Source organism: Nocardioides sp. QY071 (genome assembly GCF_029961765.1).
In the GTDB taxonomy this organism is placed as follows: Bacteria; Actinomycetota; Actinomycetes; order Propionibacteriales; family Nocardioidaceae; genus Nocardioides.
On the sequence record NZ_CP124681.1, the window covers coordinates 3,885,945 to 3,907,047 of the forward strand.

23 protein-coding genes and 1 tRNA gene are annotated in these 21,103 nt (G+C 72.2%); 13 read left to right on the forward strand and 11 right to left on the reverse strand.

Annotation, left to right across the window (positions count from 1 at the left end; translation table 11 throughout):
* Positions 1-48: 48 nt before the first annotated feature.
* Positions 49-3,276, reverse strand: a complete 3,228-nt coding sequence (gene ileS, locus QI633_RS18710; RefSeq protein ID WP_282426697.1) for an isoleucine--tRNA ligase — start codon at positions 3,274-3,276, stop codon at positions 49-51.
* Positions 3,277-3,562: 286 nt separating this feature from the next.
* Here ileS and QI633_RS18715 point away from each other — a divergent pair, with 286 nt between their 5' ends.
* Genes QI633_RS18715 through QI633_RS18730 form a run of 4 tightly spaced genes read left to right on the forward strand, consistent with a single transcriptional unit; the run spans position 3,563 to position 5,666 of the window.
* The gene (locus QI633_RS18715; RefSeq protein ID WP_141797969.1) at positions 3,563-4,045 is read left to right on the forward strand and encodes a DinB family protein; all 483 of its coding nucleotides are present in this window, start codon (positions 3,563-3,565) and stop codon (positions 4,043-4,045) included.
* A 7-nt stretch (positions 4,046-4,052) separates the two neighbouring features.
* Entirely contained in the window at positions 4,053-4,547 is a 495-nt protein-coding gene (locus QI633_RS18720) for a DinB family protein (protein ID WP_282426698.1), read from the forward strand.
* Positions 4,548-4,561: 14 nt separating this feature from the next.
* Positions 4,562-5,356: a thioesterase family protein gene (locus QI633_RS18725; RefSeq protein WP_282426699.1), complete on the forward strand. Its 795-nt coding sequence runs from the start codon at positions 4,562-4,564 to the stop codon at positions 5,354-5,356.
* 52 nt (positions 5,357-5,408) lie between these two features.
* Positions 5,409-5,666 (forward strand): hypothetical protein, encoded by a 258-nt coding sequence (locus QI633_RS18730; RefSeq protein ID WP_282426700.1) that lies wholly within the window; start codon positions 5,409-5,411, stop codon positions 5,664-5,666.
* 9 nt (positions 5,667-5,675) lie between these two features.
* Here QI633_RS18730 and QI633_RS18735 read toward each other — a convergent pair whose 3' ends face one another.
* Entirely contained in the window at positions 5,676-6,080 is a 405-nt protein-coding gene (locus QI633_RS18735; protein ID WP_282426701.1) for a hypothetical protein, read from the reverse strand.
* A gap of 58 nt (positions 6,081-6,138) precedes the next feature.
* On the opposite strand from QI633_RS18735, the gene dapD reads away from it, so the two are divergent.
* Positions 6,139-7,077 carry a 2,3,4,5-tetrahydropyridine-2,6-dicarboxylate N-succinyltransferase gene (dapD, locus tag QI633_RS18740; RefSeq protein WP_282426702.1) on the forward strand — a complete coding sequence of 313 codons (939 nt, stop codon included), beginning with the start codon at positions 6,139-6,141 and terminating at the stop codon, positions 7,075-7,077.
* 118 nt (positions 7,078-7,195) lie between these two features.
* Positions 7,196-8,089 carry a hypothetical protein gene (locus QI633_RS18745; RefSeq protein WP_260806573.1) on the forward strand — a complete coding sequence of 298 codons (894 nt, stop codon included), beginning with the start codon at positions 7,196-7,198 and terminating at the stop codon, positions 8,087-8,089.
* On the opposite strand, the gene QI633_RS18750 is transcribed toward QI633_RS18745, so the two are convergent.
* On the reverse strand, positions 8,082-9,968 hold the full coding sequence (locus QI633_RS18750) for a hypothetical protein (RefSeq protein WP_282426703.1): 1,887 nt from the start codon (positions 9,966-9,968) through the stop codon (positions 8,082-8,084). The genes QI633_RS18745 and QI633_RS18750 overlap by 8 nt on opposite strands.
* 65 nt (positions 9,969-10,033) lie before the next feature.
* Between QI633_RS18750 and QI633_RS18755 the strand changes: the two genes are divergently transcribed.
* Positions 10,034-10,423, forward strand: coding sequence for a cupin domain-containing protein (locus QI633_RS18755; RefSeq protein ID WP_141797962.1), 390 nt, complete (start codon positions 10,034-10,036; stop codon positions 10,421-10,423).
* 4 nt (positions 10,424-10,427) lie between these two features.
* Here the strand turns inward: QI633_RS18755 and dapC are convergent, their stop codons facing one another.
* Both dapC and fdxA read right to left on the reverse strand, forming a co-directional pair.
* Positions 10,428-11,537 carry a succinyldiaminopimelate transaminase gene (dapC, locus tag QI633_RS18760; RefSeq protein ID WP_141800966.1) on the reverse strand — a complete coding sequence of 370 codons (1,110 nt, stop codon included), beginning with the start codon at positions 11,535-11,537 and terminating at the stop codon, positions 10,428-10,430.
* A 16-nt stretch (positions 11,538-11,553) separates the two neighbouring features.
* Positions 11,554-11,880, reverse strand: coding sequence for a ferredoxin (gene fdxA / locus QI633_RS18765; RefSeq protein ID WP_141797961.1), 327 nt, complete (start codon positions 11,878-11,880; stop codon positions 11,554-11,556).
* A gap of 148 nt (positions 11,881-12,028) precedes the next feature.
* Here fdxA and QI633_RS18770 point away from each other — a divergent pair, with 148 nt between their 5' ends.
* Entirely contained in the window at positions 12,029-12,925 is an 897-nt protein-coding gene (locus QI633_RS18770; protein WP_282426704.1) for a GNAT family N-acetyltransferase, read from the forward strand.
* 14 nt (positions 12,926-12,939) lie between these two features.
* Positions 12,940-13,335: a low affinity iron permease family protein gene (locus QI633_RS18775; RefSeq protein ID WP_141797959.1), complete on the forward strand. Its 396-nt coding sequence runs from the start codon at positions 12,940-12,942 to the stop codon at positions 13,333-13,335.
* Here QI633_RS18775 and QI633_RS18780 read toward each other — a convergent pair.
* Positions 13,329-13,832 (reverse strand): GNAT family N-acetyltransferase, encoded by a 504-nt coding sequence (locus QI633_RS18780; RefSeq protein ID WP_260805871.1) that lies wholly within the window; start codon positions 13,830-13,832, stop codon positions 13,329-13,331. The two genes, QI633_RS18775 and QI633_RS18780, sit on opposite strands and share 7 nt — an antisense overlap.
* A complete protein-coding gene (locus QI633_RS18785) occupies positions 13,825-15,210 on the reverse strand; it encodes a cystathionine beta-synthase (protein ID WP_282426705.1) in 1,386 nt (461 codons plus the stop codon). Before QI633_RS18785 ends, QI633_RS18780 begins: the two co-directional genes overlap by 8 nt.
* 37 nt (positions 15,211-15,247) lie before the next feature.
* Here QI633_RS18785 and QI633_RS18790 point away from each other — a divergent pair, with 37 nt between their 5' ends.
* Together QI633_RS18790 and QI633_RS18795 are read left to right on the forward strand one after the other, a co-directional pair.
* The gene (locus QI633_RS18790) at positions 15,248-16,267 is read left to right on the forward strand and encodes an SGNH/GDSL hydrolase family protein (RefSeq protein WP_141797957.1); all 1,020 of its coding nucleotides are present in this window, start codon (positions 15,248-15,250) and stop codon (positions 16,265-16,267) included.
* Positions 16,268-16,443: 176 nt separating this feature from the next.
* Positions 16,444-17,487: a hypothetical protein gene (locus tag QI633_RS18795; protein WP_141797956.1), complete on the forward strand. Its 1,044-nt coding sequence runs from the start codon at positions 16,444-16,446 to the stop codon at positions 17,485-17,487.
* Positions 17,488-17,648: 161 nt separating this feature from the next.
* Here the strand turns inward: QI633_RS18795 and QI633_RS18800 are convergent, their stop codons facing one another.
* Both QI633_RS18800 and QI633_RS18805 read right to left on the reverse strand, forming a co-directional pair.
* Entirely contained in the window at positions 17,649-18,494 is an 846-nt protein-coding gene (locus QI633_RS18800) for a Bax inhibitor-1/YccA family protein (protein ID WP_141797955.1), read from the reverse strand.
* 122 nt (positions 18,495-18,616) lie between these two features.
* Entirely contained in the window at positions 18,617-19,300 is a 684-nt protein-coding gene (locus QI633_RS18805) for a class I SAM-dependent methyltransferase (protein WP_282426706.1), read from the reverse strand.
* Positions 19,301-19,416: 116 nt separating this feature from the next.
* Here QI633_RS18805 and QI633_RS18810 point away from each other — a divergent pair, with 116 nt between their 5' ends.
* Positions 19,417-20,031, forward strand: a complete 615-nt coding sequence (locus QI633_RS18810; protein WP_141797953.1) for an ATP-dependent Clp protease proteolytic subunit — start codon at positions 19,417-19,419, stop codon at positions 20,029-20,031.
* The gene (locus QI633_RS18815; RefSeq protein WP_141797952.1) at positions 20,028-20,666 is read left to right on the forward strand and encodes an ATP-dependent Clp protease proteolytic subunit; all 639 of its coding nucleotides are present in this window, start codon (positions 20,028-20,030) and stop codon (positions 20,664-20,666) included. The genes QI633_RS18810 and QI633_RS18815 overlap by 4 nt, the downstream gene beginning before the upstream one ends.
* Here the strand turns inward: QI633_RS18815 and QI633_RS18820 are convergent.
* The gene (locus QI633_RS18820) at positions 20,642-20,947 is read right to left on the reverse strand and encodes a helix-turn-helix transcriptional regulator (RefSeq protein ID WP_282426707.1); all 306 of its coding nucleotides are present in this window, start codon (positions 20,945-20,947) and stop codon (positions 20,642-20,644) included. The two genes, QI633_RS18815 and QI633_RS18820, sit on opposite strands and share 25 nt — an antisense overlap.
* 69 nt (positions 20,948-21,016) lie before the next feature.
* Positions 21,017-21,089, reverse strand: a tRNA-Leu gene (locus tag QI633_RS18825).
* Between the last annotated feature and the right edge of the window lie 14 nt (positions 21,090-21,103).

Consider the following 21,103-nt stretch of genomic DNA (forward strand, 5'->3'; position numbering starts at 1 on the left):
TCGGGCCGGGTCGGCGGTAAACCAGGGACACTTCGCGCCGGGTCGGAGTCAGTCGAGAGCGACCGCGATCGCCGCCTTCTCGCCGTCGCCGACGGCGACCTCGGTGGCGCCGGCGGGCGCCTCCTCGGCCACGGTGTACGACGTCGCGAGGGTCTCCCCGGCGATCAGCGCCTCGTGGGCGCGGGCCGCGGCGAGCACCGGCGCGGGGCCGGAGACCACGAGCTCGATCCGGTCGGTGACCTGGAAGTCGGCGTCGCGACGCGCCTGCTGGACGGCTCGGACGAGGTCGCGGGCCAGGCCCTCCTCGGCGAGCTCGGGGGTGACGACCGTGTCGAGGACGACGAAGCCACCGCCGGGCAGCATGCCGGTGGCCGTGCCCTCGGCGGCGTCGCCCGCGACGGTCTCGAGGGTGTACTCGCCATCGACCAGGGCCAGTCCGCCGGCGACCACGGCGCCGGACGCATCGAGCGACCAGTCGCCGGACTTCGAGCCCTTGATGGCGAGCTGGACGTCCTTGCCGAGGCGCGGGCCGGCCGCGCGGGCGTTGACGCTGAGCTTCTGCTCGACGCCGTAGCCGGCGGCCTCGTCGGAGTCGACCGCGACCAGGCGCACCGACCTCAGGTTCAGCTCGTCGGCGATGATCGCGGTGAACGGCTCCAGCGCGGCGGGGTCGGCCACGACGACGGTCAGGCCGGACAGCGGCAGCCGGTTGCGCAGCTTGGCGGCCTTGCGCAGCGCGGACGCCGTCGAGCAGACCTCGCGGACCTCGTCCATCGCCGCGACGAGGCTGTCGTCGGCCGGCAGGGCCGACACGTCGGGCCAGTCGGTCAGGTGCACCGAGCGGCCTCCGGTCAGGCCGCGCCAGATCTCCTCGGTGGTCAGCGGCAGCAGCGGCGCCACGGCCCGGCAGACCACGTCGAGGACGGCGGCGAGGGTCTCGAACGCCTCTGCCTTGCCCTCCCAGAACCGCTCACGGGAGCGGCGGACGTACCAGTTGGTCAGTACGTCGAGGAACGAGCGGGTGGTCTCGCAGGCGTCGGCGATCGCGTAGTCGTCGAGCTCGACGGTGATCTTCTCGACGAACTGGCGGGTCTTGGCGAGCAGGTAGCGGTCGAGCGGGTCCTCGCTGCCTGTCGAGCCCGTGGCGTCGTACTGCTCCGCGTTGGCGTAGAGCGCGAAGAAGTACCAGGTGTTCCACAGCGGGATCATCACCTGGCGCACGGCGTCACGGATGCCCTGCTCGGTGACGACCAGGTTGCCGCCGCGCAGGATCGGCGAGGCCATCAGGAACCAGCGCATCGCGTCGGCGCCGTCGCGGTCGAAGACCTCGGAGACGTCGGGGTAGTTGCGCAGCGACTTGGACATCTTGTTGCCGTCGGAGCCGAGCACGATCCCGTGGCTGATGCACGACGAGAACGCCGGCTTGTCGAAGAGCGCGGTCGCCAGGATGTGCAACGTGTAGAACCAGCCCCGGGTCTGGCCGATGTACTCGACGATGAAGTCGGCCGGGAAGTGGTTCTCGAACCACTCCTTGTTCTCGAAGGGATAGTGCACCTGCCCGAACGACATCGAGCCCGAGTCGAACCACACGTCGAGCACGTCGGCGACGCGGCGCATCGTCGACCGCCCGGTCGGGTCGTCCGGGTTGGGCCGGGTCAGGTCGTCGATCCACGGCCGGTGCAGGTCGGGCTGGCCCTGCGCGTTGAGCGGGAGGCGCCCGAAGTCGCGCTCGATCTCCTCGAACGAGCCGTAGACGTCGATGCGGGGGTACGCCGGGTCGTCCGACTTCCACACCGGGACGGGCGAGCCCCAGAACCGGTTGCGGGTGATCGACCAGTCGCGGGCGTTGTCGACCCACTTGCCGAACTGGCCGTCCTTGATGTGCTCGGGGACCCAACGGATCTCCTGGTTGAGCTCGGCCATCCGCTTCTTGAACGCGGTGACCTCGACGAACCAGCTGCTCACACCCTTGTAGATCAGGGGCTCGCGGCAGCGCCAGCAGTGCGGGTACGAGTGGTCGTAGGTCTCGCGGCGCAGCAGCACGGTGCCGGGCGTGACCGCGCCGGTGCGCGCCTTGAGGTCGTCGATGATGTGGGGGTTGGCGTCGAAGACCAGCATCCCGGCGTAGTCCGTGACGGGAGCGGTGAACCGGCCGTCCTTGCCGACCGGCATGACCGCCTCGATGCCCTCGCGGTCGGTCACCTCCTTGTCGACCTCACCGAACGCGCCGGCACTGTGGACGAGCCCGGAGCCGTCGGTCGTGGTGACGGCCTCGTCAGCGGCCACGACGCGGAACGCATTCTCGTGACCGGCGAAGTAGGAGAACGGCGGGGCGTAGGTGAGCCCGAGGAGGTCGGCACCGGTGCCACGCCAGGTCACGGTGGGCTCGTCGCCCAGCTCGCGGGCGTACGCCGACAGCCGGGCCTCGGCCAGCACGAACCGCTCGCCGTCGTGCTCGACGACGACGTAGTCGATCTCGGAGCCGACCATCACCGCGAGGTTGCTGGGCAGGGTCCAGGGGGTCGTGGTCCAGATCAGCAGCTTGGCGCCCTGGAAGTCGCCGGGCGTGGTGACCTCGAAGCCGACGGTGACCGCCGGGTCCTGCCGCATCTGGTAGACGTCGTCGTCCATTCGCAGCTCGTGGTTGGACAGTGGGGTCTCGTCGTTCCAGCAGTAGGGCAGCACCCGGAAGCCCTCGTAGACCAGGCCCTTGTCGAACAGGCTCTTGAAGGCCCACAGCACCGACTCCATGAACTCGGGGTTCATGGTCTTGTAGTCGTTGTCGAAGTCGACCCAGCGCGCCTGGCGGGTGACGTAGTCGCGCCACTCGCCGGTGTACTTCAGCACCGACGCGCGGCAGGCGTCGTTGAACTTGTCGATGCCCATCTCGACGATCTCGTCGGTGGTCTTGATGCCGCCCTGGCGCATCGCCTCGAGCTCGGCGGGCAGGCCGTGGGTGTCCCAGCCGAAGCGGCGCTCGACACGCTTGCCGCGCATCGTCTGGTAGCGCGGCACGATGTCCTTGACGTAGCCGGTCAGCAGGTGGCCGTAGTGCGGCAGGCCGTTGGCGAACGGCGGGCCGTCGTAGAAGACGAACTCGTTCTCGCCGTTGGCGCCGGGATCGCGCTGCTCGACGCTCGCGCGGAAGGTGTCGTCCTCGGCCCAGTAGGCGAGCACGCCCTCCTCGATCCGCGGGAAGCGCGGCGAGCTCGGGACGGCACGGTGCTCGGTCGTCGGGCCGGCGGTCGGGTCGGTGGTGACCTTCGGATAGGTCATCGGGCTTCGGTCTCCTGCGTCGTCTGGCTCTTGGTCGAGCACTGTCTGACACGAGGACGACGTCTGCCGCGGTACCACCTCGCTTGCCGCCCGCCGACTGCTCGGGACGACCGCTCGTTCACGGCTGTGACGGGCCTGCCCGCCGGGTTCTACTCACCCCCACCGGCTGGTGCAGGCTTTCTTCCCGGAGCTCGCCGCTGATGACGGCTCGAACGCTGTGCCCCAAGCGTACGGCGACCGGGCGCCGTACGGGAAACCGGATTGCGCCCGGGCCTACGGTGAGTCCATGACCGGCGAGCTGGCGAACCTGCGCGACTACCTGACCCACTACCGCGAGACCCTCGAGCGCAAGTGCGCCGGGCTGACTCCCGAGCAGCTGGCGACCCGCTCGGTCCCGCCGAGCACGATGAGCCTGCTCGGCATGGTCCGTCACCTCGCCCGGGTCGAGCACTTCTGGTTCCAGCGGGCGCTGGTCGAGGTCGAGGGCGAGCGGATGTACGACGACGGGGACGCCGGGTTCGCCGTGGTCGAGCCGACCGAGGCGGCCGTGAGCGAGGCCTGGGCGGCGTGGCGCGAGCAGGTGACGCTCGCCGACGAGTGGCTGGACCGGCTGACCGACGAGGGCCTGGGCCGGGTCGTGACCTTCCGGCAGGGCACCGAGACCTCCAGCATCCGCGACATCCTGCTCCACATGGTCGAGGAGTACGCCCGCCACTGCGGGCACGCCGACCTGCTGCGCGAGTGCATCGACGGCGTCACCGGGGAGTGAGGCCGCGGTGAGCGGCGAGTTGGCGTCGTACCGCCTCCACCTGGCGCGGTACCGCGCCACACTCGAGCGCACCTGCGCCGGGCTGACTCCCGAGCAGCTCGCGACCCGCTCGGTGCCGCCGAGCACGTTGAGCCTGCTCGGACTGGTGCGGCACCTGGCGTACGTCGAGCAGGCCTGGTTCCAGCGCGCCCTGCAGGCCGGCCTCGACGAGCCGCGCCCGTTCACCGACCCCTCGGACCACGACCTCGACTTCAACGGCGCCGTCGGCACCCGGGAGTGCGTCGACGAGGCCTTCGCCGAGTGGCGCCACCAAGTGGTGCGCACCGACGCGTGGCTCGACGCCCAGGACGACGACGTGATGGCGCGCGTCGTGGTCTACAACAGCGACGGCGCGACCACGCCGGTGCGCGACATCCTCGTGCACATGGTGGAGGAGTACGCCCGTCACTGCGGGCACGCCGACCTGCTGCGGGAGTGCCTCGACGGCGTCACCGGCCCGTGAGCGAGGATGGCCGGGTGAGCCATCTCCTCGACGACGCCGTGGCGTCGACGCCGCTCGGCGACGGCGTGCACCGGGTCCACGTCACGGCCGACTGGAACACCGCCAACCAGACACCCAACGGCGGCTACGTGCTGGCACTGCTGCAGCACGCCGTGCTCCAGGAGTCCGCCCACCCGGACGCGCTGAGCATCTCGATCACCTACTTCCGCCCCGCGCTGCCCGGGGAGGCGGACATCCGGGTCCGCGAGGTCCGCAAGGGTCGCCGCGTGTCGACGTACGACGCCGTACTGGTGCAGGGCGACAAGGAGGTCGCGCACGCCGTCGTGAGCACCCACGACTGGGACGCGACCGGCTCGGTCGAGCACACCCCGCACGCCGCGCCCGCCGTACCCCGGCCCGAGGACTGCGCCGACGCCGGCGAGCTGATCCCGGCCGGGATGGTGCCGATCCTCGACCGCTACAGCTACCGCGCCCCGGTCGTCGCCGGCTGGCTGCGCGGCGAGCCGTCCGGTGTCACCGAGTCGCTGTGCTGGATCCGCGCGGTCGACGAGCGGCCGGTCGACGCGCTGCTGGCCGGAGCGATGATCGACGCGTTCCCGCCGGTGACCGCCGAGATCGGGCACCTCGCCTCGGCGACGATCCAGCTGACCGTCCACTACCGCCGCCGCCCCGAGACGGTGTGGGCGCTCGGGCACGTCGTCACCCGCCATGTCATCGCGGGCTACCACGACGAGGACGTCGAGCTGTGGGACGAGCAGGGGCGGTTGATCGCCCAGGGGAGGCAGCTGGCGATCCTGGCGGAGGGCTGAACCTCCGACGGTTCGGCCGGTCGGGCAGTATCCTGTGCCGGTGAGAAGCCCGATGACGCTCCCCCGACTCGCCGTGGCGGTGGCCGGGGCCGGGCTGGCCCTGTGGGCCGGTGCGATCGCGGCTAACCAGGTGCTGTTCCACGGCTTCTCCCCGAACTGCGCCGACGGCCACCCGGAGTACGACGCCACGGTCTGCGGCGTCACCTGGGGCCCGGGGCTCCCCTACGTGGCCGTCGCCCTCCTCGGGCTGGTCGTGCTCGCTGTCACGCTGGCCCCTGGAGTGCTGCCCCGGACGCGGCGCACCGCGTGAGTCGGCAGGTCACTGCTCGGCGACGGTGACCGTCGTACCCCCGTCCAGGGTGGGCGTGCCGAACTCGACGGACCCACCTCGGTCGAGCGAGAACTCGGTACGGGGATCGGTGATGTCGGAGCCGCCGTCCTCGTCCTCGGACGCCATCGGCGCGCTGGTCTCCAGCGCCACCTCGCCGTCGTCGACCTGGACGACGGTGACGACCAGCTCGTCCTCGCCGATCACGTCCACGGTGAAGGTGTCGCCCTCGGCGAGCTCGTGGGTCGCGACGACCGGGTCCGGCTGCTCGCGCGACCACCCGGTCCAGTCCTGGACGGTCACCTCGAGGCGGACGGGATCGTCCTGCCCGCACGCGGCGAGCGAGAGGACGGCGAGGAGTAGGGGCGCGAGCAGGAGGCGGGGTCCGAGAGGCATGTCCGTGGGACGACGCCGGGGCGCCCCCGGTTCCCCACAACGCCTAGAATCTCCTCACGTGACTGCCGCTTGGGGCTTCGGCCTGACGACCTACGCCGCCGACCAGACCGTTCTCGACACCTGGTTCCCCGCCCCCGCGCTGGGCGAGAGGCCCACCGACGCGCAGGCTCCCGCCGAGCTGGTCGCGCTCGAGGGTGCCGACGAGGCGCGCGGTGTCACCCGCAAGGTCAACCTGGTCGAGATCGCCGACCTGGCGGCCGCGCCGGCCGACACCGTCGAGGTGTGGCTGCGCCTGCACCTGCTCTCCCACTGCCTCGTCGAGCCCCACGGCCAGAGCCTCGAGGGCATCTTCGGGCTGCTGACCAATGTCGTGTGGACCTCCGCCGGCCCGTGCGCGGTCGAGGGCTTCGAGCTCACCCGCGCCCGGCTGCAGGCCGCGGGACAGCACGTCACCGTGTACGGCGTCGACAAGTTCCCGCGCCTGGTCGACTACGTCATCCCCGCCGGCGTCCGGATCGCCGACGCCGACCGGGTCCGCCTCGGTGCGCACCTCGCCGCGGGCACGACCGTCATGCACGAGGGCTTCGTGAACTTCAACGCCGGCACGCTCGGCACGTCGATGGTCGAGGGCCGGATCTCGGCAGGCGTCGTCGTGGGCGACGGCTCCGACATCGGCGGCGGCGCCTCGATCATGGGCACGCTGTCGGGCGGCGGCAAGCAGGTCATCTCGGTCGGGCAGCGCTGCCTGCTCGGCGCCAACGCCGGCATCGGCATCTCACTCGGCGACGACTGCGTCGTCGAGGCGGGCTGCTACGTGACGGCCGGCACCAAGGTCACCGTGCTCGAGCCCGGCAGGGACGCCCGCGTCGTGAAGGCCGCCGACCTGTCCGGCGCCAGCAACGTGCTGTTCCGCCGCAACTCGGTCTCGGGCGCCATCGAGGCCGTCCCGTGGCAGGGCGAGGGCATCGCCCTGAACGCCGCGCTGCACGCCAACTGAGCCTGCTGCTCGTCGTACCGCCGCGTCACCACACCCCACGCACACTGGTCCCGTGAAGCGCAGGGCCTGGGGCGTCGTCGTCGCCATCACGGTCCTCGCGACCGCGGTGGCGATCGGCATCGCCGTGCTCCGCGCCACCGACGAGCTGGTCGGCGGCCCGAGCGGTGACTGCACGGTCACCGTCGCCGGCCACACCGTCGACATCAGCGGGGAGCAGGCCGAGAACGCGGCGCTGATCGCCTCGGTCGCCGTCCGCCGTGGACTGCCGGCACGGGCCACCTCGATCGCACTGGCGACGGCCTACCAGGAGTCGAAGCTGCAGAACATCGACTACGGCGACCGGGACTCGCTCGGCCTGTTCCAGCAGCGCCCGTCGCAGGGCTGGGGTACCCGCAAGCAGATCCTCGACCCGGTCTACGCCACCAACGCGTTCTACGACGCGCTGGTGAAGGTCGAGGGCTACCAGACGATGGAGATCACGGTCGCGGCCCAGGAGGTGCAGCGCTCCGCCTTCCCCGACGCGTACGCCGACCACGAGGCCGACGGGCGCGCGCTGGCCTCCGCGCTGTCCGGCCACTCCCCCGCCACCTTCAGCTGCGACCTCGCCGGCGGGGCGCCGACGGCGGACGCCGAGCTGGTCGCGAGCGGCCTGACACCGCGCGCGGAGGCGGTGCGCATGGAGTTGCTCACCCAGTTCGGGCGGCTGCAGCTCGGCGGGTTCGAGCCGGACGGGGTGTCCTCGGGCCACATGGAGGGCTCGGCCCACTACGACGGGCGCGCGGTCGACGTGTTCGTGCGCCCCATCAGCAGGGCGAACAAGGTGAAGGGCTGGGCGATCGCGCACTGGTCGGTCGCCAACGCCGCCCGGCTCCGGATCCGCACGGTGATCTTCGACGACCGCATCTGGACCGCGGGCCGGCAGGGCTGGCGCGACTACGACCCGCCGTCGTCCTCCGGGGACCGGAAGGTGCTCGAGCACCGCGACCACGTGCACATCGACGTGTTCAGGTGACGACCTCCCAGGTCAGTGGCACCACCGGGTCCGGCACGTAGCTGCAGCAGGTGCCGGTCCGCACGGCCCGGCGCAGGTGGCCGCCGAGCTCGGGATGCACCTGCGCGACCCGCGCCAGGGCATAGCGCAGCGACCGGGTGACGCTGGTCCGCGCGCGCTCGGCCGTCGCGCCGGTGACCCGCGCCCGGCCACCGAGCCCGACCGCGCCGGCGAGCTCGGCGAGCAGGTAGTCCCGGTCCCGCTCGGCCAGCTGCCGGCGGGCCTCGTCGTGGTCGCGCGCGGCCTCGGCCAGGTCCTCCTCGACCTCCCCCAGCCGTCGTCGGTACGACGCCCGCGCCTCCTCGTCCAGCACCGGCAGCCCCGGCTCGACCACCCCCGCACCGGCCAGGTCGAGTGCGGGGAACTCCCGGCCGGGGCCGGCCAGCAGGACGGCCAGCAGCCGCACGCCCTTGAGGTCGGGCAGCCAGGCCACGGCGCCGTCGTACCCGAGGCGCCAGCGGTCGCCCTCGCGCACCAGCGAGGCCGTGCGGGGCGGGCGTGCCCCGGCCTCCTCGACCGGGCGGACCGTGGCGCCGAACGCGGCGAAGGCCGACGCCGCCGCGTCCTCCTCGAGGCGGGCCAGGTCGTCGTCCCCACCGGCTCGGTGCGCCCGGGCGAGGAGCAGGCGTGCGCACGCGGCGTCGTAGGGCGCATCGAGGTCCGCCCATGCCGCGACAGCGGTGCGAGCCGGCCCGACCGCGCCGGCGGGGTCGGCGCCGAGGAGGGAGGCCCGAGCCCGAGCCAGGGCGGCCTCGGCCCGCAGCCCGGCACTCGGGTAGCGGGCGACGATCCGCTCCAGCTCGGCAGCGGCGTGCTCGGCGGCAGCGGGATCGGCCGCCGCCACCGCGATCTCGGCCTGCGCGGCGAGCAGCGGCACCAGGCGCAGGTCGCCGAACGGTGGCCGCTCCTTCCACGGGACGTCCATCGGGTGCGCGATCTCGTCGCGGACCATCGCCGCCGCACCGGCGACGTCGCCGCGGGCCAGGCGCAGCAGAGCGAGTCCGGGCTGCGGCGACCAGGCGTGCTCGTGGGCCTCGCGGAAGGCGGCCTCGGCGCCGTCGAGGTCCCCGCGCCGCAGCCGGACGTTGCCGAGCTCGACGAGCGGCCAGCCGTACTCGCGGCGCAGCCACGGGCGCAGCTCCACGCACGCGGCCAGCGCCTCCTCCTCGGCCGCGGCCGCCGGCCCGGAGAGCCGGAGCAGCTCCGCCCGGTGCACCCGGCAGCGGCCGTGGGTGGCGCCGAACGCCGGGCCGTGGCGCCAGCGCTCCATCACGTCGGTCCACTCCCGGGCCCGGTCGTGGCGGCCGAGCCAGAGCGCGGCACAGATCAGCTCGCAGTAGACGTTGCCGGTGGTGAGCGGGTCGAAGGAGCCGGCGGCGAGGTCGACCGCCAGCTCGTCGAGCTGGTCGATCCCCTCCTCGATGTCGCCACGGTGGATCGCGAGCCGGGCCAGCGCGACCCGGCCGAGCCCGCGGGCCGGGTCGACGCCGAACTCCTCCCCCAGGCCGACCGCCTCACGGGCCGGCGCCAGGGCACCGTCCGGGTCGCCGGACAGGAGCCGCTCGTAGGCGCCGATGATCGCCAGCAGTGCGTGCACCGGTCCCGGTCCGGCGTCGCCGAGCAGCCGGCGTACGCGCGCGACCCAGCCTCGCACAGGCGCGAGCAGGCCGGTCTCGCAGAGCAGGTTGAGGGCCACGAGGGCACCGGCCCGGGCGGCGGGGACGGTCTCGCCGGCAGCCAGGTGGTCGTCGTACAGCTGCTCCCAGGCCGCGAGCGCACCCTCGAGGTCGCCCGCGGCGTACCGCTCGAGCGCCTGCCGCTCGAGCTCGTCGGGGGCCATGTCGCATTGTGACACCGGTTGTCACGCCTCAGGGGTGGAACCGCTTCCCGAGGAAGGAACCCGTCATGCACGTGAACACCCGCGACCTGCCGGTCAAGATGAACGCCCTCGGTGCCACCGCCCGCCACCTCGGCGACTTCGGCACCGCCCACGGACCGCTCGCCGCCGAGCACCTCCACCTCGCCGCCGGCGTCGACGTCGCCCCGCTGCTCGCCGGGCTCGACGACGGCCTGTGCTTCGCCGCTCACTGGGGCTACCTGCTGCGAGGTCGCGTCGTCGTGACGTACGGCGACGGCTCGACCGAGACCTGCACCGCCGGCGAGGTCGTGCACTGGCCGGCCGGGCACACGGTCCGGGTCGAGGAGGACGCCGAGCTGGTGATGTTCAGCCCTGCCGCCGAGCACCTCGCGGTGATGAACCACATGCTCGGCGTGCTGGCGACGATCCCGGCCTAGGGCGTCAGGCGGGGGTCAGGCGCGCGGCCGCGGCGGCGATCCGCTCGTCCGTCGCGGTCAGCGCGACCCGGACGTGGTGGGAGCCGGCGGCGCCGTAGAACGCGCCCGGCGCGACCAGGATGCCCTGGGCGGCGAGGTCGGCGACCATCTGCCAGCAGTCGGGGCCGTCGGGGCCCTTCGTGGTCCACAGGTACAGCGACGCCTCGGAGTGGTCGATCGTGTAGCCCGCGGCCTCGAGCGCCGCCCGCAGCGTCGTACGACGGGCGCGGTAGCGCTCGTGCTGCTCCTTGACGTGTGCCTCGTCGCCGAGGACGGCGGCCATGGCGTGCTGCTGCGGCGCGGGCATCATCAGGCCCAGGTTCTTGCGGACGGCCAGCAGCTCGGCGATCACGTCGCGGTCGCCGGCGACGAAGGCGCAGCGATAGCCGGCGAGGTTGGAGCGCTTCGACAGGGAGTGGACCACGAGGATGCCCTCGGCCGATCCGCCCGAGATGTCGGGGTGCAGCACCGAGAGGGCCTCGCCCTCCCAGACGCAGTCGAGGTAGCACTCGTCGGAGACGAGCAGCACCCCGCGCTCGCGGCACCAGTCGACGACCTTCTTGAGGTGCTCCTTCGGGAGCACCCGGCCCGACGGGTTCGAGGGCGAGTTGACCCACAGTAGCTTCGGCGTCTCGGGGCCGAAGGTGGTGAGCGCGTCGGTGGCGAGGGCCTTCGCGCCGACCAGCGCGGCGCCGACCTCGTAGGTCGGGTAGGCCAGCGCCGGGTAGCCGATCAGGTCGCCAGGCCCGAGCCCGAGGTACGTCGGCAGCGAGGCGATGAACTCCTTCGAGCCGATCAGCGGCAGGACCTGGTCGAGGCCCAGCCCGGTGACGCCGTGGGTGCCGGCGAGCCAGTCGACGACCGACCGGCGGACCTCGGGCGTGCCGATGGTGAGGGGGTACCCCGGGGAGTCGGCTGCTTGCGCCAGCGCGGCGCGGGCCACCTCGGGCGTCGGGTCGACCGGCGTACCGATCGACAGGTCGACGATCCCGTCGTCGTGCTCCCGCGCCTGCGCGGCGTACTGGGGCAGCTTGTCCCAGGGGAAGTCGGGCAGCCGGCCCGAGACGGCACCCAGCGTCACCAAGGCGGGCTCAGTGATCCTGGTTCTGCGGCTCGAGCGCGGCGATGAACTCGGCGTCCTTGTCGATCTCACCCATCTTGGCGGCACCGCCGGGCGAGCCGAGGTCGTCGAAGAACTTCACGTTGGCGTCGTAGTAGTCCTTCCACTCCTCCGGGACGTCGTCCTCGTAGAAGATCGCCTCGACCGGGCAGACCGGCTCGCAGGCACCACAGTCGACGCACTCGTCGGGGTGGATGTAGAGCATCCGCTTGCCCTCGTAGATGCAGTCGACGGGACACTCGTCGACGCACGCACGGTCCTTGACGTCGACGCACGGCTGCGAGATGACGTAGGTCATCGATTCCTCCTGAGACCAACGAGCGCGGATGCTCGACACGAAAGTGTTTCGTGTCGAGGCTCAGCCTAGTATCCCCGTCGTGCCCGACGCGTCAGGACCCCAGGAAAATGGACACGAACCGGGCCGGCACCTGCTCGGCCCGCACGTCGTGGGCCAGCGGGTCGTCGTACGACGGCTGCTGCGGGGCGAGACCGGGCCGAGCGGTGGGCCCGCGTTCACCGACGTGCTCGGCACCTGCCTGTCCTGGGCCGACAGCGTGTGCGTCGTCCAGCCGGAGACGGGCGCCGCGGTGACCATCGCGATCGCCGACATCGTGTCCGGCAAGCCGGTACCGCCACGCCCCGCAGCCCGGCTGCGGGTCGGCGTACGCGAGGCCGAGTCGCGCACCGGCGGCCTGTGGACGACCGTCGACCGCGAGCCGCTCGGCGACTGGGAGCTGCGCTCGGACCGCGCACCCGTGGGCCGCCTGCTCAAGCGCGCCAACTCGTGCCTGGCGATCGGCGACCCCGCTCGCCCCGTCCCCGACGCACTGGCCACTGTCGAGGCGTTCTACGCCGACCGGGGCCGCGACCCGCTCGTGCAGGTGGAGGCCGACTCCGCGGTCGAGGATGCGTTGGCGGGTGCGGGCTGGCAGCGGCTGTCCTACGGCGAGTCGGACTTCCTGCTCGCGTCGGTGGCCCGGCTGCGGCGCTCGCTGCCCCGCTCGACGCACGAGGTCGCGCTCTCCGCCGACGGCGTCCGCGCGGTCGGGTCGGTGGACGCGGGCTGCGACCCGGTGGCCGAGGCGCAGGCCGCCGTCGACGGCGACTGGGTCGGCCTGCACGCCGTCACGGTCGACCCGGCCCACCGCCGGCGCGGGCTCGCCACCGCCGTGGTCGGCGAGCTGCTCGGGTGGGCTGCCGAACAGGGCGCGATGACCGCGTGGCTGCACGTCGAGACCGACAACCCCGGCGGACGGGCGTTCTGGGAGGCGCTGGGCTTCACCGTCCACCACACCTGCCGCTACTGGACGCCGCGCACCTCGACCGCCTGGCAGCGTCACTGACGTAGCCTCCCCTCATGGAGGAGAACCCGGCAGCGAAGTCCCGGCACAGCACCAACGGACCGCGCGGGTTCGAGAAGTTCGTCGATGCGATCAACCACCGGATCAGCAGGGCGCCCTTCTTCGGCGTGATCGTCGTGGCGCTCCTGCTGTGGGCGCTCAGCAAGCCCTTCTGGGGCAGCACCACGAAGTGGGAGCTCGGCCTGCACACCGGCTCCTCGATCCTCTCGCTGATGCTCCTGGTGCTCCTCGAGAACGCCGGCCGCCGGGGCGAGGAGGCCTCGCAGGAGAAGCTGAACGTGATCGCCGAGGCCCTCTCGGACCTCATGGTCCACCAGTCCGGTGGCTCCGCGGAGCTGGACGAGTCGGTCCGACGGCTACGCGAGGCCGTGGGCCTGGAGGAGCGTCACTGACCCAGCTCCTCGAGCGCCTCACCGGTCAGCCGGTAGGTCGTCCACTCGTCCATCGGGTGCGCGCCGAGCGACTCGTAGAACTCGATCGACGGGGTGTTCCAGTCCAGCACCGCCCACTCGACGCGGCGGTAGCCGCGCGCGACGGCGACCCGGGCCAGCGCGGTCAGCAGCGCCTTGCCCAGGCCGCTGCCCCGCTGGTCGGGCTGGACGAAGAGGTCCTCGAGGTAGATCCCCGGGGTGCCCGTCCAGGTCGAGTAGGTGCGGAACCACAGGGCCATCCCGACGACTGCGCGAGCCGGAGTGCCGTCCTCGGCCACCAGCACGCTCGCCACCGGGTCGGGCCCGAACAGCCAGCGCCGCAGGTCCTCCTCGGTGGTCTCGACCGCGTCCGGCTCTCGCTCGTACTCGGCGAGCGCACGGATCAGCCGGAGGACGTCCGGGACGTCCTCCGGCGTCGCCGCACGGACCAGCCCGGTCAGGTCGGCTGCGTCAGCCACGCGCGAGGAAGTTGAGCAGGTCGTGGCGGGTGAGCACCCCGACCGGCTTGCCGTCCTCGTGGACCAGCACCGCGTCCGCCGACTCGAGCAGGGGTACGGCGGCCGTCGCGTCCTCGGTGGAGCCGATGGTCGGCAGCGCGGCCGACATGTGCTGCTCGACCGAGTCGGTCAGCTTGGCCTTCCCGGTGAACAGCGCGTCGAGCAGCGCCCGCTCGGAGACCGAGCCGGCGACCTCGGCAGCCACGATCGGCGGCTCGGCGCGTACGACCGGCATCTGCGAGACGCCGTACTCCTGGAGGATCTGGACGGCCTCGGCGATGGTCTCGTTGGGGTGGGTGTGCACGAGGGCCGGCATGCCCTGGGACTTGCCGCGCAGCACCTCGCCGACCGTCTGGGCCGGGCGCGGCTGGCCGGTGCTGAAGCCGTACTGGGCCAGCCAGTCGTCGTTGAACACCTTGCTGAGGTAGCCGCGGCCCGAGTCGGGCAGCAGCACGACGATCACGGCGTCGTTCCTCCCCTTGGCGGCGAGCTCCTGCGCGAGCTGACGCGCGGCGAACGCGGCCATGCCGGACGAGCCGCCGACGAGCATCTGCTCCTCGCGGGCCAGGCGGCGGGTGAAGGCGAACGAGTCGGCGTCGGAGACCTCGATGATCCGGTCGGCCACGTCGCGGTCGTAGGTCTCGGGCCAGAAGTCCTCGCCGACGCCCTCGACGAGGTAGGGGCGGCCGGTGCCGCCGCTGTAGACCGAGCCGGCCGGGTCGGCGCCGACGACCTGGACGTCCCCGTTCTGCTCCTTGAGGTAGCGGCCGATGCCGGAGATGGTGCCGCCGGTGCCGACGCCGGCGACGAAGTGGGTGATCCGCCCCTCGGTCTGGCGCCACACCTCGGGGCCGGTCTCCTCGTAGTGGGAGCGGGGGTTGTGGGGGTTGGAGTACTGGTCGGGCTTCCACGCCCCCGGCTGGCTGGCCAGCCGGTCGGACACGTTGTAGTAGGAGTCGGGGTGCTCGGGCGCGACGGCCGTGGGGCACACGACCACCTCGGCGCCGTACGCCTTGAGGACGTTGCGCTTGTCCTCACTGACCTTGTCGGGGCACACGAAGATGCACTTGTAGCCCTTCTGCTGGGCCACCATCGCCAGGCCGACACCGGTGTTGCCGGACGTCGGCTCGACGATCGTGCCGCCGGGCTGCAGGGCGCCGGATTCCTCGGCGGCCTCGATCATCCGGGTGGCGATGCGGTCTTTCACCGAACCGCCGGGGTTGAGGTACTCCACCTTGGCCAGCACCAACGGTCCGTCGGCGGGCAGGTCGAGGGAACGGTTGAGCCGGACCAGCGGGGTGTTGCCGATCAGCTCCAGCAGGGACTCGACGTACTCCATGCGAACACCGTATCGGTGTCTCCGTAGGGTGGGGGCCGTGAGCAAGGCGTCCGCAGCCCGCAAGCTCGCCGCCGCCGCGCTGTACGGCGGGGGCGGGCTGTCCGCCCTGGGCGCCGGGCTCTACGGCGTGCTGAGCGCCGAGGCCAAGCTGGCGCGCCGGACCATCGGCCCCGCGCGCGACGAGCCGCCGCCGGACGCGACCGGTTGGTACGGCCGCGGCCGCCCCGGACCCGCCATCCGGATCGCCGTGCTCGGCGACTCCAGCGCGGCGGGGTACGGCGTCGAAAGGGTCGAGGACACGCCGGGCGCGCTGATCGGAACTGCCGTGGCCGAGCACGCCGACCGGCGTGTCTACGTGCGCGAGTTCTGCGTGGTCGGCGCCAAGTCCTCCGACCTCGCCGCCCAGGTCGACCGGGCGCTGCCCATCGAGCCCGAGGTCGCGGTCATCCTGATCGGCGGCAACGACGTCACCCACACGGTGCGGCCCTCGCAGTCCGTACGGGCGCTCGCCGACGGCGTACGGCGGCTGATCGGCTCGGGCGCCACCGTGGTCGTCGGCACCTGCCCCGACCTCGGCACCATCCAGCCGATCGCTCCCCCGCTGCGTCAGGTCGCGCGGGCCTGGTCGCGCCGGCTCGCCGCCGCGCAGACCATCGCGGTCGTCGAGGAGGGCGGCCGGACCGTGTCGCTCGGCGACATCCTCGGTCCGGAGTTCGCCGCCGCCCCCGCCCTGCTGTTCGGCCCCGACCAGTTCCACCCCTCCGCCGAGGGCTACCGGGCGCTCGCGGGCGTCCTGGTGCCGTCGGTGCTGGCGGCGCTCGAGCCGGCTCCCGAGGAGCCGGGACTCGAGGCCTTCCGCGGCGAGGGCGTCCTGCCCGTCACCCGCGCCGCGCTCCAGGCGGTCAACGAGCCCGGCACCGAGCTGGGCGGCACCGAGGTCGGCGGCCGCCGGGCCGGCGTACGCGGCCTGTGGGTCGAGCTGCGCCACCGCCGCTCGCGCCGCCACGTGCCCGGTGAGGCGCCCGAGGCGCACGAGAGCGCGCCCGACCCGGCCTGACGCCTCACATCTGTATGACCCGGTTGGGGTGGACGGCTCGGGTGGGTTCGGTTCAACTACCGAATTTGCAGGGCCGGACGCGGTTTCGGAACGAATTCGGTAGTTGAACCGCCCATCCCCGAGCTGCCCTGTGGAGAGGCTGCCCGCTTGTCGGCCGGAGCACAGATGCTGGCTCGATGGAGTTGCACATCGAGCGTCGAGGTGTCGTGGTCCCGGTACCGGTCGATCCGCTGGGGATCGACGGCCCGACACCAGGACGGGCGCGTGGACCGCGCTGGCGTCGTACGCCGGGCGCCGGGCTGTTCGTTCCCTCCGACGTGCCCGCCGACGACGAGTTCCAGCGCATCGTCGAGGCAGTGGCCGGAGCGCCCGAGGGCTCGGGCGCCACTGGATGGGCAGCCCTGCACTGGCAGCGCGCTCGATGGTTCACCGGACGCACCGCTCGCGGCGATCCACTCCCCGTGCCGCTGGCGATCGGCGACACCGTCCACCTTGCTCCTCGTGCCGGAGTCCAGCTCCATCGCGACTGGCTGTTCGACGGCGACATCGTCCACGTCGATGGTCTGCCGATCACGCGCGCCGAGCGATCCATCTGTACGGCGGCCCTCCGCGCGACATCCCTCGAGGACACCCTTCGCATCATCTGCATGGCGATGGCCGACGACCTCGCCAGCCTCTCGGAGATCCGGTCCTACGCGGCCCGCATCAAAGGGCGTCCGCACACCCGTCGTCTCAACGAGGCGATCGACCTGTCCGACGAGAACATCTGGTCTCCCCAGGAGGTCACCCTGCTGACCCGATGGCGGCAGCAACGTCCTGGGCGTTCGCCACGCTGCAACCCACCGATCTTCGACGGCCTCGGCAACCACTTGTTCACGCCCGATCTCCTCGACGCGGAGGCCGGAGTGGTCGGTCAGTACGACGGGGTGATCCACGAGCGCACACAGGTACGACGTCGCGACCTCGACGTCGAGGAACTGTGCCGCGACCTCGGACTCGAAGTGGTGACGATGCTGTCGAGGGACCTGCGCGACCTGCGCTCCTTCGACCGGAGGCTGGCGGCGGCGTACGAACGCGCCGCTCGGCGATGTCGTGAGCACCCGCATCGAGCGTGGACGCTCGACCAGCCCTGGTGGTGGACCGACACCTCGACCGTCGCCGCCCGTCGGGCCCTCGATGACGAGGACCGGAGGATCTGGCTCCGGCGTCAGGTCGCCTGATCCCCGGCGGTCGGGTCGGGTCGGGTCGGTTCAACTACCGAATTTGCTGCGCAGGACGCTCGAACACGACGAATTCGGTAGTTGAACCGAAAAACACGACGGCCCCGGTCCCCACCGAGGTGGAGCCGGGGCCGTCGTACGACGCGGGAGCGCCGGACCGATCAGTCCTGCTGGAGGATCGCGAGGATCCGGAGCAGGTTGGTGTAGATCCAGACCAGGCTGACGAGCAGCCCGAAGGAGGCCCGCCACGACTCGCGCTCCGGGAGACCGTTGCGGATGCCCTGCTCGACGAAGTCGAAGTCGAGGATCAGCATGAACACACCGAGGACCAGGCCGCCGATGGCGAAGACCAGGCCGAGGGTGCCGTTCTCGAAGAGCCCGACACCGCCGCCGAACAGGCCGAGCACGAGCTCCATGAGGCTGAGCGCCACCATGCCGAACATGGCCGCGATCACGAAGGTGCGGAACTTCTGGCCGACCTTGATGTCGAAGAACTTGTACGCCGCGAGCGTGCCACCGAAGGCGGCGAAGGTCCCGATGACGGCCTGGACGACGATGCCGCCCATGCCGGACGAGTCCGCACCGTAGACCGCGTCGTACAGCTTGCTCAGGCCACCGAGGGCGACACCCTCGGCCAGCGCGAACGCCATGACCAGGCCGGGGCTGATCACCCGCTTGAAGGAGTTGACCAGCGAGAGGATGAAGGCCGCGCCGGCGCCGACGATCATGATGCCGGACAGCGTGCCGACCGCGTCGGCGTTGTCGAGGTCGGGCGTGAGGAACCACGTCGCGGCCGCGGCGAGGATCGTGATGCCGAGGGTGATGCCGGTGGACTGGACGACCGAGTCGATGGTCATCCGGCCCTGGCGGGCGGGGGCCTCGGGCGCCGGGTAGCCGGGCTGGGCGTAGCCGCCGTACTGCTGCGGCTCGCCGAAGCCCTGGTAGGCGGCGGCTCCGGAGCGGTTGAACTCCTCCGAGCGCCGGAACACCGGGTTGTTGCTCTGCATGGTCTCCTCCGCAGGCTTGCGAGTCTGCCGGGCGGCCAGGGTGGCTGCCCTCCACCTACATTCTAGGTGTCTCGATGTCGGTGCAACGTACGACAACCGAGGAAGGTTCCCCAACCTGCAGATCAGGTACGACGACGCAGTCGCACCACGGTGTCGCGCACGAGCAGCGGACCGTCGGGGGTCGCCTGCTCCCGCACGGGCGTGTCGGCGACCTCGACCTCCCACACGCTGTCCGGCTGGTCGGCGCCGAGCGCCGCGAGCACCCGGTCCGGCTCGAACATCAGGCCCGGGCCGTGGTCGTGGCGGGCGCCCGTGGTGACGTCGTCGGGGTGGTGGGCGGTCACCAGCAGCCGACCGCCGGGCGCGACCGCCTCGGCGATCCCCCGGTAGATCGTGGCGAAGTCCGGCTGAGGGACGTGCAGGAAGCTGACCGTCACCAGGTCGAACCTGTGGTGGCCCGCGGGCCGCGGGTCGGCGAGCGCGTCGTAGAAGCCGACCTTGGTCCGGTCGCCGACGCCCTCGTCCTCCGCGTGCGCCGCGACCTTGGCCAGCGCGACCTCGGAGACGTCGACGGCGGTCACGTGCCAACCCTGCTTCGCGAGCCACACGGCGTCGCCGCCCTCGCCGCAGGCCACGTCGAGTGCGGTGCCCGGCGTCAGGTCGGCCGTCTGCTCGACCAGCCGCTGGTTGGGCCTCCCGCTCCAGACGCGGTCGGTGCCGCCGTACCTCTCGTCCCAGAAGCCGGCGGTCAGCGCGTCCCGCAGCTCGGCGAGGGTCTGGTCGTGGTGGTGCTCGTGACGGTGCATGCGAACACTGTCCCGCTTCAGGTGGACATGAAGTCAAGCGCTGCTGTGAGCAGCGCCCTGCTGCCGTGGGCGGATCCGCCTTCTCCGGCTGGCGACGGCCGCCGACAGTGGGGGTCATGAGCGACGACAACCGACCTCGCACCTTCGACGACCGAGTACGACGCGAGCTGCTCCAGCAGCGCGTGCTGGTGCTCGACGGTCCCCTCGACGACGACAACGGAGTGCTGCTGGCCAGCCAGCTGGTGGCGCTCGCCGCCGACGACCCCGGCGCCGACATCGCGCTGTGGATCCACTCCCCCGGCGGCTCGGTGCCAGCGATGCTCGCGATCCGCGACGTGATGCGGCTGGTGCCGTGCGACGTCGCGACACTCGCGCTCGGCATCGCGTGCAGCGCCGGGCAGTTCCTGCTCTCCTCGGGCACCCGCGGCAAGCGCCGGGCCCTGCCCCACGCGCGGGTCCTCATGCACCAAGGGTCCGCCGGTATCGGGGGCACCGCGGTCGACATCGAGCTCCAGGCACAGGACCTGCGCCAGACCCGCGACACGGTGCTGGCCCTGATCGCCGAGGACACCGGGCAGCCGCTGGCGCGGGTCTTCGAGGACTCGCTGCACGACCGGTGGTACTCCGCCCAGCAGGCGCTGGACTACGGCTTCGTCGACGAGATCGTGACGTCGTACGACGTCCTGGTGCCGCCCCGGCGTGCGCCCCTGGGTCTGGGGGTTCCCCGGTGAACAGCTACCTCGTGCCCAATGTGATCGCCCAGCACCCGCGCGGCGAGCGGATCATGGACGTCTACTCACACCTGCTGACCGAGCGGGTGGTCTACCTCGGCACTGCGATCGACGCCGGGGTCGCGAACTCACTGGTCGCCCAGCTGCTCCACCTCGAGGCCGACAACCCGGACCGCGACATCCAGCTCTACATCAACTGCGAGGGCGGCGACCCGAGCGCGATGCTGGCCGTGCACGACACCATGCAGTTCATCCGGCCGCAGGTCGCCACCACCTGCATCGGTCAGGCGATCGCGGTCGGCGCGGTGCTGCTGGCATCGGGCGCGGCCGGCAAGCGGTCCGCGCTCCCCCACGCCCGGGTCGTCCTGCACCAGCCGGCCGCCCAGGGCCGCGGCGCCATCCCCGACCTGATCCTGCAGGCCGACGAGGTGGTGCGGGTGCGCGCCGACATCGAGCAGATCCTGTCGCGGCACACCGGCCAGGACACCGCGACGCTGCGCGCCGACACCGACCACGACCGGGTGTTCACGGCGGCCGGTGCGCGGGAGTACGGGCTGATCGACCACCTGATCGAGGAGCGCGGACCCGCGATGATCACCGGGGCGACGGGTCAGGCGGCGAGCGCCAGGGCGTAGGCGCCGCCGACCGCGGCCGGCGCGACGAGCGGCTGCAGGTCGCCGGCGACGGAGGTGGTGAGGTCGAGCAGCGTCGTACCGAGGGCGCCGAGGACGGCGGCGATCATCTCGCTGCTCGGCTCCTTGACGCCGCGCTCGATCTCCGAGAGGTACTGCGGCGAGATGCCGGCCCGGCCCGCGGTCTCGGTCAGCGTCTCGCCGCGCTCGCGGCGCAGGTCGCGCAGCCGTCGTCCCACCAGGTCCCGCCACAGCGGCTCCGCCGCGTTCTGCTCCTCGGCCATGCCTCATCGTAGGTCGGCCGAGCGGCCCGCCCGGGGTGTCCGTGGAGAGTTCTGCTCTGAGCAGAAGGGTGCCCCCGCTGGGACTCGAACCCAGACTGCGCCCCTTTTAAGGGGGCTTCCTCTGCCATTGGGATACGGGGGCGATACCTGCGGGGC

Bases quoted from the DNA above. Each gene is read 5' to 3' on its own strand.
- ileS (WP_282426697.1), bottom strand. From the start codon at position 3,276: ATGACCTATCCGAAGGTCACCACCGACCCGACCGCCGGCCCGACGACC.
- QI633_RS18715 (WP_141797969.1), top strand. From the start codon at position 3,563: ATGACCGGCGAGCTGGCGAACCTGCGCGACTACCTGACCCACTACCGC.
- QI633_RS18730 (WP_282426700.1), top strand. From the start codon at position 5,409: ATGACGCTCCCCCGACTCGCCGTGGCGGTGGCCGGGGCCGGGCTGGCC.
- QI633_RS18735 (WP_282426701.1), bottom strand. From the start codon at position 6,080: ATGCCTCTCGGACCCCGCCTCCTGCTCGCGCCCCTACTCCTCGCCGTC.
- QI633_RS18750 (WP_282426703.1), bottom strand. From the start codon at position 9,968: ATGGCCCCCGACGAGCTCGAGCGGCAGGCGCTCGAGCGGTACGCCGCG.
- QI633_RS18755 (WP_141797962.1), top strand. From the start codon at position 10,034: ATGCACGTGAACACCCGCGACCTGCCGGTCAAGATGAACGCCCTCGGT.
- fdxA (WP_141797961.1), bottom strand. From the start codon at position 11,880: ATGACCTACGTCATCTCGCAGCCGTGCGTCGACGTCAAGGACCGTGCG.
- QI633_RS18775 (WP_141797959.1), top strand. From the start codon at position 12,940: ATGGAGGAGAACCCGGCAGCGAAGTCCCGGCACAGCACCAACGGACCG.
- QI633_RS18785 (WP_282426705.1), bottom strand. From the start codon at position 15,210: ATGGAGTACGTCGAGTCCCTGCTGGAGCTGATCGGCAACACCCCGCTG.
- QI633_RS18795 (WP_141797956.1), top strand. From the start codon at position 16,444: ATGGAGTTGCACATCGAGCGTCGAGGTGTCGTGGTCCCGGTACCGGTC.
- QI633_RS18800 (WP_141797955.1), bottom strand. From the start codon at position 18,494: ATGCAGAGCAACAACCCGGTGTTCCGGCGCTCGGAGGAGTTCAACCGC.
- QI633_RS18805 (WP_282426706.1), bottom strand. From the start codon at position 19,300: ATGCACCGTCACGAGCACCACCACGACCAGACCCTCGCCGAGCTGCGG.
- QI633_RS18810 (WP_141797953.1), top strand. From the start codon at position 19,417: ATGAGCGACGACAACCGACCTCGCACCTTCGACGACCGAGTACGACGC.
- QI633_RS18820 (WP_282426707.1), bottom strand. From the start codon at position 20,947: ATGGCCGAGGAGCAGAACGCGGCGGAGCCGCTGTGGCGGGACCTGGTG.